Source organism: Phytobacter sp. SCO41 (assembly GCF_003073275.1).
GTDB lineage: Bacteria > Pseudomonadota > Gammaproteobacteria > Enterobacterales > Enterobacteriaceae > Phytobacter > Phytobacter diazotrophicus.
This window is the reverse complement of record NZ_CP027225.1, coordinates 481,239-495,550: the sequence shown is the minus strand read 5'-3', so window position 1 is coordinate 495,550 and position 14,312 is coordinate 481,239. Positions and strand designations below refer to the sequence as shown.

Genomic DNA, 14,312 nt, shown 5'->3' with positions numbered 1-14,312 from the left:
GCTACTTATTCCTCGATTTTACCGCCAGCAGCTTCGATAGCAGCACGAGCGCCTTTAGTAACACGCAGGCCACGAACAGTTACCGGAGTAGAAACTTCACCAGACAGGATCACTTTCGCGAACTCGATCTGAATACCGATAATGTTTGCTGCTTTCAGCGTGTTCAGGTCAACTACGTCGCCTTCTACTTTAGCCAGATCAGAGAGGCGGACCTCTGCAGTGATCATTGCTTTACGAGAAGTGAAACCGAATTTCGGCAGACGACGGTACAGAGGCATCTGACCACCCTCGAAACCGCGACGTACGCCACCGCCAGAACGAGAGTTCTGACCTTTGTGACCACGACCACCGGTTTTACCGAGGCCAGAACCGATACCACGACCCAGGCGTTTACCCGCCTTTTTGGAGCCTTCGGCCGGAGACAGAGTATTTAAACGCATCTCTTACTCCTCAACTTTAACCATGAAGGAAACCGCGTTGACCATACCACGAACAGCAGGAGTATCCTCGCGCTCTACGGTGTGACCAATACGACGCAGACCCAGGCCAAGCAGCGTTGCCTTGTGTTTCGGCAGACGACCGATTGCACTGCGGGTTTGAGTAATTTTAATAGTCTTTGCCATGGTTTATTTCCCCAGAATTTCTTCAACGGATTTACCACGCTTGGCAGCGACCATTTCTGGAGAATTCATATTTTCCAGGCCATCAATAGTTGCACGAACCACGTTGATCGGGTTGGTGGAACCATATGCTTTAGCCAGAACGTTATGAACCCCAGCGACTTCCAGAACGGCGCGCATTGCACCACCGGCGATGATACCGGTACCTTCGGAAGCCGGCTGCATGAATACACGAGAACCCGTGTGAGTACCCTTAACCGGGTGCTGCAGGGTGCCGTGGTTCAGCGCGACGTTAATCATATTGCGACGGGCTTTTTCCATCGCTTTCTGGATCGCTGCTGGAACTTCACGCGCTTTACCGTAACCAAAACCTACGCGACCGTTACCGTCACCTACCACAGTCAGAGCTGTGAAGGAGAAAATACGACCACCTTTAACGGTTTTAGATACGCGGTTTACCGCGATCAGCTTTTCCTGCAGTTCGCCAGCTTGTTTTTCGATGTGAGCCATCTTACACCTCTACCTTAGAACTGAAGGCCAGCTTCACGGGCAGCATCTGCCAGTGCCTGGACACGACCATGATATTGGAACCCGGAACGGTCAAAGGACACATCTTTGATGCCTTTTTCCAGAGCGCGTTCAGCGACAGCTTTACCCACAGCTGCAGCCGCGTCTTTGTTACCGGTGTACTTCAGTTGTTCAGAGATAGCTTTTTCTACAGTAGAAGCAGCTACCAGAACTTCAGAACCGTTCGGTGCAATTACCTGTGCGTAAATATGACGCGGGGTACGATGTACCACCAGGCGAGTTGCGCCCAGCTCTTTGAGCTTGCGGCGTGCGCGGGTCGCACGACGGATACGAGCAGATTTCTTATCCATAGTGTTACCTTACTTCTTCTTAGCCTCTTTGGTACGCACGACTTCGTCGGCGTAACGAACACCCTTGCCTTTGTAAGGCTCAGGACGACGGTAGGCGCGCAGATCAGCTGCAACCTGACCGATCAACTGTTTATCAGCGCCTTTCAGCACGATTTCAGTTTGAGTCGGGCACTCTGCAGTGATGCCAGCCGGCAGTTGATGGTCAACAGGATGAGAGAAACCTAAAGCCAGGTTTACTGCATTCCCTTTAACCGCTGCACGGTAACCTACACCAACCAGCTGCAGCTTCTTAGTGAAGCCTTCGGTAACACCGATAACCATTGAGTTCAGCAGGGCACGCGCGGTACCAGCCTGAGCCCAACCGTCTGCGTAACCATCACGCGGACCGAAAGTCAGAGCGTTATCTGCATGTTTCACTTCAACAGCATCGTTGAGAGTACGAGTCAGCTCGCCGTTTTTACCTTTGATCGTGATAACCTGACCGTTGAGTTTTACATCAACGCCGGCAGGAATAACGACCGGTGCTTTAGCAACACGAGACATTTTTTCCTCCGATTAGGCTACGTAGCAGATAATTTCGCCACCAAGACCAGCCTGGCGCGCTGCACGATCAGTCATAACACCTTTAGAGGTAGAAACAACTGCAATACCCAGACCACCCATAACTTTCGGCAGCTCATCTTTTTTCTTATAGATGCGCAGACCTGGGCGGCTGACACGCTGAATGCTTTCTACAACAGCTTTGCCCTGGAAGTATTTAAGAGCTACTTCCAGTTCAGGCTTGGTGTCGCCTTCGATTTTGAAATCTTCAATAAAACCTTCTTCCTTCAGCACGTTGGCAATTGCCACTTTCAGCTTGGAGGAAGGCATGGTGACCGCAGCTTTGTTCGCGGCCTGACCGTTACGGATACGGGTCAGCATATCCGCGATCGGATCTTGCATGCTCATCTGTCTTTACTCCCGTGATTCAATTGGTGACAATTACCAGCTAGCCTTTTTCAGACCCGGGATTTCACCGCGCATAGCGGCTTCACGGACCTTAATACGGCTCAACCCGAACTTCCGCAGGAAAGCGTGCGGACGACCAGTTTGACGGCAGCGATTACGCTGACGAGACGGGCTGGAATCACGCGGCAGAGTCTGCAGCTTGAGAACGGCATTCCAACGATCTTCGTCGGTTGCGTTCACATCAGAGATGATAGCTTTCAGTTCAGCGCGTTTAGCGAAGAATTTATCAGCTAAAGCTACGCGCTTTACTTCGCGTGCTTTCATTGATTGCTTAGCCATTAAGTAACCCTACCTTACTTGCGGAACGGGAAGTCAAAGGCAGCCAGCAGAGCACGGCCTTCTTCATCAGATTTCGCAGTAGTGGTAATGGTAATATCCAAACCACGCACGCGGTCGACTTTATCGTAGTCGATTTCTGGGAAGATGATCTGCTCACGGACACCCATGCTGTAGTTACCACGACCGTCGAAAGACTTAGCGGACAAGCCACGGAAGTCACGGATACGCGGTACAGCAATAGTGATCAGGCGCTCAAAGAACTCCCACATGCGTTCGCCACGCAGAGTTACTTTACAGCCGATCGGATAGCCCTGACGGATTTTGAAGCCTGCAACAGATTTGCGTGCTTTGGTGATCAACGGTTTTTGACCGGAGATTGCTGCCAGGTCAGCTGCTGCGTTATCCAGCAGTTTCTTGTCAGCGATCGCTTCACCAACACCCATGTTCAGGGTGATCTTCTCGACCCGAGGGACTTGCATGACAGAATTGTAGTTAAACTCAGTCATGAGTTTGTTAACTACTTCGTCTTTGTAGTAATCATGCAGTTTCGCCATCGTACTACTCCAAATTACTTGATAGTTTCGCTGTTAGACTTGAAGAAACGGACTTTTTTGCCGTCTTCGAATCTAAAGCCTACACGGTCAGCCTTGCCGGTTGCCGCATTGAAGAGTGCAATGTTAGAGATCTGAATAGCTGCTTCTTTCTCAACAATGCCGCCTGGTTGGTTCAGGGCCGGAACCGGCTTCTGATGTTTCTTAACCAGGTTGATACCTTCAACAATGACCTTGCCGGAAGACAGGACATTCTTAACTTTACCGCGTTTACCTTTATCTTTACCGGTTAACACGATAACTTCGTCATCACGACGGATTTTCGCTGCCATGATTCGCTCCTTAGAGTACTTCTGGTGCCAGAGAGATAATTTTCATGAACTTCTCGTTGCGAAGTTCACGAGTTACCGGCCCAAAAATACGCGTACCGATAGGCTGCTCGCTGTTATTGTTTAAAATAACGCATGCATTACCATCGAAGCGAATGACAGAACCGTCCGGGCGACGAACACCCTTCTTGGTGCGCACCACTACCGCCTTCAGCACATCACCTTTTTTGACCTTACCACGCGGAATTGCTTCTTTGATGGTGATCTTGATGATGTCGCCTACGCCTGCGTAGCGACGGTGCGAGCCACCCAGAACCTTGATACACATTACGCGACGTGCACCGGAGTTGTCGGCGACGGTCAGCATAGTCTGTTCTTGGATCATTTTAGTGCTCCGCTAATGTCAACTACTACTGAGACCCTAAAAACGGGTCGTTAAAAAAGCCCCATATCGGGGGCGCGGCATTATAACACCGCTTCTTAGATATGGGTAGAAAAAATAAACGGCCCATCGCTGGACCGTTTATTATTGAGAATGCGTACTGTATTACAGAACCGCTTTCTCTACAACGCGAACCAGCGTCCAGGACTTAGTCTTGGACAGCGGACGGCATTCGCGGATTTCAACCACGTCGCCAATACCGCATTCGTTGTTCTCGTCATGTACGTGCAGTTTGGTCGTACGCTTGATGAATTTACCGTAGATCGGGTGTTTCACAAAACGTTCGATAGCAACAACAATGGATTTCTCCATTTTGTCGCTAACTACGCGACCTTGCAGAGTACGGATTTTATCGGTCATTACGCACCCGCCTTCTGAGTCAGTAAAGTCTTAACGCGTGCAACATCACGACGAACCTGCTTCAGCAGGTGAGTCTGTTGCAGCTGGCCACTTGCAGCCTGCATACGCAGGTTGAACTGCTCACGCAGCAGGTTCAGCAGCTCAGCGTTCAGCTCTTCAACGCTTTTTTCACGCAGCTCATTTGCTTTCATTACATCACCGTCTTAGTTACAAAGGTGGTTTTAATCGGCAGTTTTGCTGCTGCCAGCTCGAAGGCTTCACGGGCCAGCTCTTCCGGAACGCCGTCCATTTCATACAGGACTTTACCCGGCTGAATCAAGGCAACCCAATACTCCACGTTACCTTTACCTTTACCCATACGAACTTCCAGCGGCTTCTCGGTGATCGGTTTGTCCGGGAATACACGGATCCAGATCTTACCCTGACGCTTAACTGCACGTGTCATGGCACGACGTGCTGCTTCAATCTGACGAGCGGTCAGACGACCACGGCCAACAGCTTTCAGACCGTAAGTGCCGAAGCTCACATCCGTGCCCTGCGCCAGACCACGGTTGCGGCCTTTGTGCACCTTACGGAATTTTGTACGCTTTGGTTGTAACATCAGCGACGCTCCTTATTTACGGCCTTTACGCTGCTGCTTTTTCGGTTGAGCAGCCGGTTTTTCCGGTTGTTCAACAGCAGCCATACCACCAAGGATCTCACCTTTGAAGATCCACACTTTAACGCCGATTACACCATAAGTGGTGTGCGCTTCAGAGGTGTTGTAGTCAATGTCAGCACGCAGAGTGTGCAGCGGAACACGACCTTCGCGGTACCATTCAGTACGTGCGATTTCCGCGCCGCCCAGACGGCCGCTAACTTCAACTTTGATACCTTTAGCGCCCAGACGCATTGCGTTCTGTACAGCACGCTTCATAGCACGACGGAACATTACACGACGTTCCAGCTGAGAAGTGATGCTGTCAGCAACCAGTTTTGCGTCCAGTTCAGGTTTACGAACTTCGGCGATATTGATCTGAGCAGGAACGCCAGCGATATCCGCTACGACCTTGCGCAGTTTTTCTACGTCTTCGCCTTTCTTACCGATAACGATACCCGGGCGAGCGGTGTGAATGGTCACACGGATGCTCTTAGCCGGACGCTCGATAACGATACGAGATACGGACGCTTTAGCCAGTTCCTTAGTCAGGTACTGGCGTACTTTAAAATCGCTGTCCAGGTTGTCAGCGAATTCTTTGGTGTTCGCGAACCAGGTAGAGTTCCAAGGTTTGACAATACCCAGGCGAATACCATTAGGATGTACTTTCTGACCCATTGCTAGTCTCCAGAGTCTCAGCGATCGGACACAACCACAGTAATGTGGCTGGTGCGCTTCAGGATGCGATCTGCACGACCTTTTGCACGCGGCATAATGCGCTTCATGCTCGGGCCTTCGTCTACGAAAATTTTCGCAACTTTCAGATCGTCAATGTCAGCGCCATCGTTGTGTTCAGCGTTAGCAATGGCAGATTCCAGAACTTTCTTGACCAGTACAGCCGCTTTCTTATTGGTGTAGGTCAGAATATCCAGGGCCTGCGACACTTTCTTACCGCGAATCAGGTCAGCAACAAGGCGTACCTTCTGAGCAGAAGAACGAGCATGGCGATGTTGAGCTAAAGTTTCCATCTCTTCCTCCTACCTTATTTCTTCTTCGCTTTTTTATCAGCAGCGTGGCCGCGATAAGTACGAGTCGGTGCGAATTCACCCAGTTTGTGACCGACCATTTCGTCGGAAACAAATACCGGAACGTGCTGACGACCATTATGGACAGCGATGGTCAAACCGATCATGTTAGGAAAGATCGTTGAACGACGGGACCAAGTGCGCAGGGGCTTCTTGTCTCCGCTTTCCACCGCTTTCTCTACCTTCTTCAGCAAGTGCAGGTCAATAAAAGGACCTTTCTTGAGAGAACGTGGCATGGCTTATCCTCTAATATTATTTGCTACGGCGACGTACGATAAATTTATCAGTACGCTTGTTGCTGCGGGTCTTCTTACCTTTGGTCTGAACGCCCCACGGAGTTACCGGGTGCTTACCAAAGTTACGACCTTCACCACCACCATGTGGGTGATCGACTGGGTTCATCGCAGTACCGCGAACGGTAGGACGAACACCACGCCAGCGTGCAGCACCTGCTTTACCCAGAACGCGCAGCATATGCTCAGCATTGCCAACTTCGCCCAGAGTAGCGCGGCAGTCTGCTTCGACTTTACGCATTTCACCAGAACGCAGACGCAGGGTGACATAAGCACCATCACGAGCAACGATCTGAACGTAAGTACCAGCGGAACGTGCCAGCTGACCGCCTTTACCTGGTTTCATTTCTACGTTATGAACGGTAGAACCAACCGGGATATTGCGCATCGGCAGGGTGTTGCCTGCTTTGATTGCAGCATCAACGCCAGACTGAATCTGGTCGCCAGCTTTCAGGCCTTTAGGGGCCAGGATGTAACGGCGTTCGCCATCTTTGTACAGAACCAGCGCGATGTTCGCGGAACGGTTCGGATCGTACTCAAGACGCTCAACAACTGCCGGGATACCGTCTTTGTTGCGTTTGAAGTCAACCAGACGATAAGCCTGCTTGTGGCCACCACCGATGTGACGAGTGGTGATACGGCCATTGTTGTTACGACCACCGGATTTGCTGTTTTTTTCCAGCAGCGGAGCAAAAGGTTTGCCCTTGTGCAGCTCAGGGTTAACCACTTTAACTACGTGGCGACGACCCGGAGATGTCGGTTTACATTTAACAACTGCCATTGTATTACTCCTCCGACTTACTCAGCGCCGCCAACGAAGTCCAGATTCTGGCCTTCTTTCAGGGTGACGTAAGCTTTTTTCCAGTCGCTACGACGACCGATACGCTGTCCGTGACGTTTAACTTTCCCTTTAACAACCAGGGTGTTAACGACTTCGACTTCGACTTCAAACAGTTTCTGCACAGCAGCTTTGATTTCTGCTTTGGTCGCGTCTTTAGCAACTTTGAGAACGATGGTGTTAGTTTTTTCCATCGCAGTAGACGCTTTTTCAGAAACGTGCGGTGCGCGCAGCACCTTCAGCAGACGTTCTTCACGAATCATGCCAGCATCTCCTCAACTTGCTTAACAGCATCAGCAGTCATTACGACTTTGTCGAAGGCGATCAGGCTAACCGGGTCGATACCAGTTGCATCGCGTACGTCAACCTTGTGCAGGTTGCGCGCAGCCAGGAACAGGTTTTCGTCCAGCTCACCGGTGATGATCAGCACATCTTCCAGAGCCATGTCTTTCAGTTTCTGTGCCAGCAGCTTAGTTTTAGGCGCTTCTACAGAGAAAGATTCGACAACGATCAGACGATCCTGACGTACCAGTTCGGACAGAATGCTTTTCAGCGCGCCGCGGTACATCTTTTTGTTAACTTTTTGACTGTGGTCCTGCGGACGCGCAGCGAAAGTTACGCCACCAGAACGCCAGATCGGGCTCTTGATAGAACCAGAACGCGCACGGCCGGTACCTTTCTGGCGCCACGGTTTTTTACCGGAACCAGTTACTTCAGCACGAGTCTTCTGAGCACGAGAACCCTGACGTGCACCAGCTGCATAAGCAACAACAACCTGGTGTACCAGCGCTTCGTTAAAATCACGACCGAAGGTAGTTTCGGAAACAGTCAGCGCGCTCTGCGCGTCTTTCAATACTAATTCCATTGCTATCTCCTCACGCCTTCACAGCTGGTTTAACGATCAGGTCGCTACCGGTTGCACCCGGGACCGCACCTTTAACCAGCAGCAGGTTGCGCTCAGCGTCAACACGTACTACGTCCAGGCTCTGAACAGTGACACGTTCGTTACCCAGCTGACCTGCCATTTTCTTGCCTTTGAACACTTTGCCCGGAGTCTGGTTCTGACCGATAGAACCCGGAACGCGGTGAGACAAGGAGTTACCGTGGGTAGCGTCCTGGGTACGGAAGTTCCAGCGCTTAACGGTACCTGCGAAACCTTTACCTTTAGAGGTGCCAGTTACGTCAACTTTTTTAACTTCGGCAAACAGCTCAACGCTAATGCTCTGACCTACGGTGAACTCTTCGCCGTCAGCAAGACGGAATTCCCACAGACCACGGCCAGCTTCTACGCCAGCTTTAGCGAAGTGACCCGCTTCCGGCTTGGTTACACGGTTAGCTTTTTTAGCACCAGTGGTAACCTGAACAGCGCGGTAGCCATCGTTAGCCAGATCTTTAACCTGAGTAACGCGGTTTGCTTCAACTTCGATTACGGTTACTGGGATAGATACGCCATCTTCAGTGAAGATGCGGGTCATACCCACTTTTTTACCGACTAAACCAATCATTGTTTCAACCTCTCAATCGCTCGATGACCTGATTAACCCAGGCTGATCTGCACGTCTACACCGGCAGCCAGGTCCAGACGCATCAGAGCATCAACGGTTTTCTCGGTTGGCTCAACGATGTCAACCAGACGCTTGTGAGTGCGGATTTCGTACTGATCGCGCGCGTCTTTGTTGACGTGCGGGGAGATCAGAACGGTGAAGCGCTCTTTGCGGGTCGGCAGCGGGATCGGACCACGGACTTGCGCACCAGTGCGCTTAGCAGTCTCGACGATTTCCGCGGTTGATTGATCGATCAGACGATGATCAAACGCTTTCAGGCGGATACGGATTCTTTGGTTCTGCATGAGACCAGAGCTCCAATTATTTTATAGACGAAATGATTACTCCTCATACCCATTACGATTGATGGGAGAGTGTAACCGTTCTTACATAGCCCCCCGATTGGGAGCATTGTTTGATAGCCAAATGCGCTATCAGGGTTCATATCGAACCAGCCGTCAATTACGACAAGCCCGCGCATTATACGTAAATCTCGCATTTACGCAAGGGGCGTTTATAAATTAAACGCCTGTGCGTGAAGCGTCGCACATTGCTTGCCGCGCTATGCAAGGCAGTTATCTTTTTCTGGAGCTTGTACGCAAGAGCGCGCTTGCCCCTCTTTTGCCGTTTATCTCTGTCGCTGATGCTTAATCGCCAGCGAACATGCGGAGGTTATATGGCAGGTACAATTCTCTTTATATGTATTTATCTTGTACTTAATACATTGCTGGTTTGGTATGACGTCCGGCAGGGCCTTCTACCCGATCGCTTCACCTGCCCTCTTCTCTGGAGTGGGCTGTTTTATTGTGGCTGGTTCAATCCCATGCAGTTACAGGAAAAGGTATTAGGGGCTATTGCGGGCTACGTCGGATTCGCGGCACTTTATTGGGGGTATCGCTTCCTACGTAATAAGGAAGGACTCGGCTATGGTGATGTGAAATTTCTGGCGGCCCTGGGTGCCTGGCATGGCTGGGAAGCCTTACCCATGCTTGTCTTTGTTGCCGCATCACTTGCGTCCGGCGCCGCTTGCCTTATGTCCATAAGACGCAGAAGCATGCAGATAATAAAAAACCCGCTGCCTTTTGGTCCATTCCTGGCGGGCGCGGGTTTGTTCATGGCTTACCAAAGCATCTTTAGGTCGATGGTTAATCTTGAACCTTGATTTGCGACTGGAGATAGTTCTGCAAACCAATCTTGCCGATAAGGTCCAGCTCGGTTTCCAGCCAGTCAATATGGCCTTCTTCATCAGCCAGGATTTCAATCATCATGTCCCGGCTGACATAATCATGCACGCTGTCAGCGTAGGCAATGGCTTCACGCAAATCTCTGGCGCCTTCCAACTCCAGTCGTAAATCGGACTGTAGCATCTCTTCAACGTCTTCACCGATACCGAGTTTGCCCAGATCTTGCAGATTTGGAATGCCTTCAAGAAACAAAATACGCTCGATGTATTTATCGGCGTGTTTCATTTCATCGATGGATTCATGATATTCAACATCATTAAGGCGCATCAGGCCCCAGTTCTTGAACATTCTCGCATGGAGAAAATACTGGTTGATTGCGACAAGCTCGTTTCCCAATAACTTATTGAGATAATTTATAACTTTGACATCACCTTTCATTATAGTCCCTCCGCTTCCACTCATTGAAGCGTAGATCGGGCTACAGGGAAGTCAAAAAAAAGCAGAAGACTCAGGCAGTTTCTTTATATTCCGGGATCTGCAGCAACTCATCCTGCATGATTTCGCGAGCAGCGCGTACGCACTTACCACACTGATTTCCCACAGGAATAAACTTGCGCAATTGCTGGAATGATTGAGGATGGAACTGGCGTACAGCCTGGCGAATTTTTTTATCACTTACACCATTACACAAACAAACGTACATAATCACTCCCGTTCAATTTATGCGCAAAGTGTAAATGAGAATAGTTATGATTACAATAGCACAGCGACCTTTGTATGGTGGGATAATGAGAAAAAATGCGAACAAATATGATGGCAGACAGCAAGAAGGCAGGCAGCAAAAAGGGCGCCTTAGCGCCCTTTTCAATTCAAAACTAATTAACGAGTAATTAGCCCAGAACTTTTGCTACAACGCCCGCGCCTACAGTACGGCCGCCTTCACGGATTGCGAAACGCAGACCGTCGTCCATCGCGATCGGGTGGATCAGGGTAACAACCATTTTGATGTTGTCGCCCGGCATTACCATCTCTACGCCTTCCGGCAGTTCGATGGTGCCAGTCACGTCAGTTGTACGGAAGTAGAACTGCGGACGGTAGCCTTTGAAGAACGGAGTATGACGGCCGCCTTCGTCTTTGGACAGAATGTACACTTCGGATTCGAACTTGGTGTGCGGCTTGATGGTGCCCGGCTTAGCCAGTACCTGACCACGTTCGATTTCTTCACGTTTGATACCACGCAGCAGAACACCAACGTTCTCACCAGCACGGCCTTCGTCCAGCAGTTTGCGGAACATTTCAACGCCTGTACAGGTAGATTTCGCAGTATCTTTGATACCAACGATTTCAACTTCTTCACCAACTTTGATGATACCGCGCTCTACACGACCGGTAACAACGGTACCACGACCGGAGATGGAGAATACGTCTTCGATCGGCAGCAGGAACGGCTTGTCAATCGCACGCTCTGGTTCCGGGATATAGGTATCCAGGTGGCCAGCCAGTTCGATGATTTTCGCTTCCCACTCAGCTTCGCCTTCCAGCGCTTTCAGAGCAGAACCACGAACGATCGGAGTGTCGTCGCCCGGGAAATCGTACTGAGACAGAAGTTCACGAACTTCCATTTCAACCAGTTCCAGCAGCTCTTCGTCATCAACCATGTCGCATTTGTTCAGGAACACGATGATGTACGGAACGCCTACCTGACGACCCAGCAGGATGTGCTCACGAGTCTGCGGCATCGGGCCGTCAGTCGCAGCAACAACCAGGATCGCGCCGTCCATCTGCGCAGCACCGGTGATCATGTTTTTAACATAGTCGGCGTGGCCCGGGCAGTCTACGTGTGCGTAGTGACGGATCGCAGTATCGTACTCAACGTGAGAGGTGTTGATGGTGATACCACGTGCTTTTTCTTCCGGCGCGTTATCGATCTGGTCGAATGCACGAGCCTGGCCACCGTAAGTTTTGGACAGAACGGTAGTGATTGCAGCAGTCAGAGTAGTTTTACCGTGGTCAACGTGGCCGATGGTGCCGACGTTAACGTGCGGTTTTGTACGTTCAAATTTTTCTTTAGACACGGCTATATTCCTTACTATAGTGCTCCCCCCTTATGGAGAGAGCACGGGACTTTGGTTTTAACCCTGCGGCTTATTTACCACGGGCTTCGATTACGGCCTGAGCAACGTTGTTCGGGGCATCATCATACTTCAGGAATTCCATAGTGTACGATGCGCGACCTTTGGTCAGAGAACGCAGCTGAGTTGCGTATCCGAACATTTCAGACAGCGGTACTTCAGCGTGGATCTTAACGCCAGTCACTTCGGATTCCTGACCGCGCAGCATACCGCGACGACGGCTCAAGTCACCAATAACGTCACCAGTGTTCTCTTCCGGAGTCTCTACTTCAACCTTCATGATCGGCTCAAGCAGAACTGGTTTTGCTTTCTTAAAGCCTTCTTTAAAGGCAATAGACGCAGCCAGTTTAAACGCCAGTTCAGAGGAGTCAACGTCATGGTAAGAACCGAAGTGCAGACGCACGCCCATGTCAACTACCGGGTAACCAGCCAGCGGACCAGATTTCAGCTGCTCCTGGATGCCTTTATCAACGGCCGGGATGTATTCGCCAGGAATTACACCACCTTTAATGTCGTTGATGAACTCGTAACCTTTCGGATTTGAGCCCGGCTCCAGCGGGTACATGTCGATAACAACATGACCATACTGACCACGACCACCAGACTGTTTCGCGTGTTTACCTTCAACATCGGTAACTTTCTGACGAATCGCTTCACGGTAAGCAACCTGAGGTTTACCTACGTTAGCTTCAACGTTGAATTCACGTTTCATACGGTCAACGATGATATCGAGGTGCAGTTCACCCATACCAGCGATGATGGTCTGGTTAGATTCTTCGTCAGTCCATACACGGAAAGACGGGTCTTCTTTAGCCAGACGGCCCAGAGCCAGACCCATTTTTTCCTGGTCAGCTTTGGTTTTCGGTTCTACTGCGATGGAGATTACCGGTTCCGGGAATTCCATACGCTCCAGAATGATCGGGTGATCCGGGTTACACAGGGTGTCACCGGTGGTCACGTCTTTCAGACCGATAGCTGCAGCGATATCGCCCGCGCGAACTTCTTTGATCTCTTCACGTTTGTTCGCGTGCATCTGCACGATACGACCAAAACGTTCACGAGCCGCTTTCACGGAGTTCAGTACGGTATCACCAGAGTTAACCACGCCAGAGTACACGCGGAAGAACGTCAGGTTACCTACGAACGGGTCGGTAGCGATTTTGAATGCCAGCGCAGAGAACGGCTCGTCATCACTTGCGTGACGTTCAGCCGGGGTATCTTTACCGTCGTCCAGAATACCGTTGATTGCCGGTACGTCAGTCGGTGCAGGCAGGTAATCAATTACCGCATCCAGCATCGCCTGAACACCTTTGTTCTTAAATGCAGAACCACAGGTTACCAGGATGATTTCGTTGTTCAGAACACGCTGACGCAGCGCTTTCTTGATCTCTTCCTCGGTCAGCTCTTCGCCGCCCAGGTATTTTTCCATCAGCTCTTCAGACGCTTCAGCTGCGGACTCGATCAGGTTCTGGTGCCATTCGTCAGCCAGGTCCTGCATGTCAGCCGGGATATCTTCGTAAACGAAGGTAACGCCCTGGTCTGCATCATTCCAGTTGATGGCTTTCATTTTCACCAGGTCAACAACACCGGTGAAACCTTCTTCAGCACCAATCGCCAGCTGCAGCGGAACAGGGTTCGCGCCCAGACGGGTTTTGATCTGACCAACAACTTTCAGGAAGTTCGCGCCCATACGGTCCATTTTGTTAACGAACGCGATACGCGGAACTTTATATTTGTTTGCCTGACGCCATACGGTTTCAGACTGCGGCTGAACACCACCAACTGCGCAGTAAACCATTACCGCGCCATCAAGAACACGCATGGAACGTTCTACTTCGATGGTGAAGTCAACGTGCCCCGGGGTGTCGATGATGTTTACGCGATGCGGTTCATACTGTTTGGCCATACCAGACCAGAATGCAGTAGTTGCAGCGGAAGTGATGGTGATACCACGTTCCTGCTCCTGCTCCATCCAGTCCATGGTAGCGGCGCCGTCGTGAACTTCACCGATTTTGTGGTTTACACCGGTGTAGAACAGAATACGTTCGGTAGTCGTGGTTTTACCGGCGTCGATGTGCGCACTGATACCGATGTTACGGTAGCGTGCGATGGGTGTTGTACGAGCCATTTGA

26 protein-coding genes are annotated in these 14,312 nt (G+C 50.7%); 1 reads left to right on the top strand and 25 read right to left on the bottom strand.

Annotated features, from left to right (window positions below; genetic code table 11):
* Positions 1–5 precede the first annotated feature (5 nt).
* From rplO to rpsJ, 21 genes are all read right to left on the bottom strand, one after another.
* A complete protein-coding gene (gene rplO / locus C5523_RS02375; protein ID WP_039076819.1) occupies positions 6–440 on the bottom strand; it encodes a 50S ribosomal protein L15 in 435 nt (144 codons plus the stop codon).
* A 3-nt stretch (positions 441–443) separates the two neighbouring features.
* Positions 444–623 (bottom strand): 50S ribosomal protein L30, encoded by a 180-nt coding sequence (gene rpmD / locus C5523_RS02370; protein WP_001140434.1) that lies wholly within the window; start codon positions 621–623, stop codon positions 444–446.
* Positions 624–626: 3 nt separating this feature from the next.
* Positions 627–1,130, bottom strand: a complete 504-nt coding sequence (gene rpsE, locus C5523_RS02365; protein ID WP_039076818.1) for a 30S ribosomal protein S5 — start codon at positions 1,128–1,130, stop codon at positions 627–629.
* 14 nt (positions 1,131–1,144) lie between these two features.
* Positions 1,145–1,498, bottom strand: a complete 354-nt coding sequence (gene rplR / locus C5523_RS02360) for a 50S ribosomal protein L18 (protein WP_039076817.1) — start codon at positions 1,496–1,498, stop codon at positions 1,145–1,147.
* A gap of 9 nt (positions 1,499–1,507) precedes the next feature.
* Positions 1,508–2,041 (bottom strand): 50S ribosomal protein L6, encoded by a 534-nt coding sequence (gene rplF / locus C5523_RS02355; RefSeq protein ID WP_039076816.1) that lies wholly within the window; start codon positions 2,039–2,041, stop codon positions 1,508–1,510.
* Positions 2,042–2,053: 12 nt separating this feature from the next.
* Positions 2,054–2,446, bottom strand: coding sequence for a 30S ribosomal protein S8 (gene rpsH / locus C5523_RS02350; RefSeq protein ID WP_039076815.1), 393 nt, complete (start codon positions 2,444–2,446; stop codon positions 2,054–2,056).
* A 33-nt stretch (positions 2,447–2,479) separates the two neighbouring features.
* Positions 2,480–2,785, bottom strand: a complete 306-nt coding sequence (gene rpsN, locus C5523_RS02345; protein ID WP_039076814.1) for a 30S ribosomal protein S14 — start codon at positions 2,783–2,785, stop codon at positions 2,480–2,482.
* 14 nt (positions 2,786–2,799) lie between these two features.
* Positions 2,800–3,339 carry a 50S ribosomal protein L5 gene (rplE, locus tag C5523_RS02340; protein WP_007702494.1) on the bottom strand — a complete coding sequence of 180 codons (540 nt, stop codon included), beginning with the start codon at positions 3,337–3,339 and terminating at the stop codon, positions 2,800–2,802.
* A gap of 14 nt (positions 3,340–3,353) precedes the next feature.
* Positions 3,354–3,668, bottom strand: a complete 315-nt coding sequence (rplX, locus tag C5523_RS02335; RefSeq protein WP_035894981.1) for a 50S ribosomal protein L24 — start codon at positions 3,666–3,668, stop codon at positions 3,354–3,356.
* A 10-nt stretch (positions 3,669–3,678) separates the two neighbouring features.
* Positions 3,679–4,050 carry a 50S ribosomal protein L14 gene (gene rplN / locus C5523_RS02330; RefSeq protein WP_008457164.1) on the bottom strand — a complete coding sequence of 124 codons (372 nt, stop codon included), beginning with the start codon at positions 4,048–4,050 and terminating at the stop codon, positions 3,679–3,681.
* Between the two features lie 162 nt (positions 4,051–4,212).
* Positions 4,213–4,467 carry a 30S ribosomal protein S17 gene (gene rpsQ / locus C5523_RS02325; RefSeq protein ID WP_000130100.1) on the bottom strand — a complete coding sequence of 85 codons (255 nt, stop codon included), beginning with the start codon at positions 4,465–4,467 and terminating at the stop codon, positions 4,213–4,215.
* The gene (gene rpmC / locus C5523_RS02320; RefSeq protein ID WP_032614707.1) at positions 4,467–4,658 is read right to left on the bottom strand and encodes a 50S ribosomal protein L29; all 192 of its coding nucleotides are present in this window, start codon (positions 4,656–4,658) and stop codon (positions 4,467–4,469) included. Before rpmC ends, rpsQ begins: the two co-directional genes overlap by 1 nt.
* Positions 4,658–5,068, bottom strand: coding sequence for a 50S ribosomal protein L16 (gene rplP / locus C5523_RS02315; protein WP_007369814.1), 411 nt, complete (start codon positions 5,066–5,068; stop codon positions 4,658–4,660). Before rplP ends, rpmC begins: the two co-directional genes overlap by 1 nt.
* 12 nt (positions 5,069–5,080) lie before the next feature.
* Entirely contained in the window at positions 5,081–5,782 is a 702-nt protein-coding gene (gene rpsC / locus C5523_RS02310; protein WP_000529945.1) for a 30S ribosomal protein S3, read from the bottom strand.
* A 17-nt stretch (positions 5,783–5,799) separates the two neighbouring features.
* Positions 5,800–6,132, bottom strand: a complete 333-nt coding sequence (gene rplV / locus C5523_RS02305; RefSeq protein ID WP_002919773.1) for a 50S ribosomal protein L22 — start codon at positions 6,130–6,132, stop codon at positions 5,800–5,802.
* Between the two features lie 14 nt (positions 6,133–6,146).
* On the bottom strand, positions 6,147–6,425 hold the full coding sequence (gene rpsS, locus C5523_RS02300; protein ID WP_001138115.1) for a 30S ribosomal protein S19: 279 nt from the start codon (positions 6,423–6,425) through the stop codon (positions 6,147–6,149).
* 16 nt (positions 6,426–6,441) lie between these two features.
* Positions 6,442–7,263, bottom strand: coding sequence for a 50S ribosomal protein L2 (gene rplB / locus C5523_RS02295; RefSeq protein WP_039076813.1), 822 nt, complete (start codon positions 7,261–7,263; stop codon positions 6,442–6,444).
* Positions 7,264–7,280: 17 nt separating this feature from the next.
* A complete protein-coding gene (rplW, locus tag C5523_RS02290; protein WP_000617546.1) occupies positions 7,281–7,583 on the bottom strand; it encodes a 50S ribosomal protein L23 in 303 nt (100 codons plus the stop codon).
* Positions 7,580–8,185 carry a 50S ribosomal protein L4 gene (gene rplD / locus C5523_RS02285; protein ID WP_039076812.1) on the bottom strand — a complete coding sequence of 202 codons (606 nt, stop codon included), beginning with the start codon at positions 8,183–8,185 and terminating at the stop codon, positions 7,580–7,582. Before rplD ends, rplW begins: the two co-directional genes overlap by 4 nt.
* A 10-nt stretch (positions 8,186–8,195) precedes the next feature.
* Entirely contained in the window at positions 8,196–8,825 is a 630-nt protein-coding gene (gene rplC, locus C5523_RS02280; protein WP_039076811.1) for a 50S ribosomal protein L3, read from the bottom strand.
* A 32-nt stretch (positions 8,826–8,857) separates the two neighbouring features.
* Complete coding sequence (gene rpsJ, locus C5523_RS02275) at positions 8,858–9,169, bottom strand: 30S ribosomal protein S10 (RefSeq protein WP_001181005.1); 312 nt, start codon at positions 9,167–9,169, stop codon at positions 8,858–8,860.
* A 371-nt stretch (positions 9,170–9,540) separates the two neighbouring features.
* Here rpsJ and C5523_RS02270 point away from each other — a divergent pair, with 371 nt between their 5' ends.
* The gene (locus C5523_RS02270) at positions 9,541–10,026 is read left to right on the top strand and encodes an A24 family peptidase (RefSeq protein WP_108700544.1); all 486 of its coding nucleotides are present in this window, start codon (positions 9,541–9,543) and stop codon (positions 10,024–10,026) included.
* On the opposite strand, the gene bfr is transcribed toward C5523_RS02270, so the two are convergent.
* The 4 genes from bfr to fusA form a co-directional block, all read right to left on the bottom strand.
* Entirely contained in the window at positions 10,010–10,486 is a 477-nt protein-coding gene (bfr, locus tag C5523_RS02265) for a bacterioferritin (RefSeq protein ID WP_039076809.1), read from the bottom strand. The genes C5523_RS02270 and bfr overlap by 17 nt on opposite strands.
* Positions 10,487–10,556: 70 nt before the next feature.
* Positions 10,557–10,751: a bacterioferritin-associated ferredoxin gene (gene bfd / locus C5523_RS02260; protein ID WP_039076808.1), complete on the bottom strand. Its 195-nt coding sequence runs from the start codon at positions 10,749–10,751 to the stop codon at positions 10,557–10,559.
* A gap of 187 nt (positions 10,752–10,938) precedes the next feature.
* Complete coding sequence (gene tuf / locus C5523_RS02245) at positions 10,939–12,123, bottom strand: elongation factor Tu (RefSeq protein ID WP_047372876.1); 1,185 nt, start codon at positions 12,121–12,123, stop codon at positions 10,939–10,941.
* A 70-nt stretch (positions 12,124–12,193) separates the two neighbouring features.
* A complete protein-coding gene (fusA, locus tag C5523_RS02240; protein WP_041851438.1) occupies positions 12,194–14,308 on the bottom strand; it encodes an elongation factor G in 2,115 nt (704 codons plus the stop codon).
* Between the last annotated feature and the right edge of the window lie 4 nt (positions 14,309–14,312).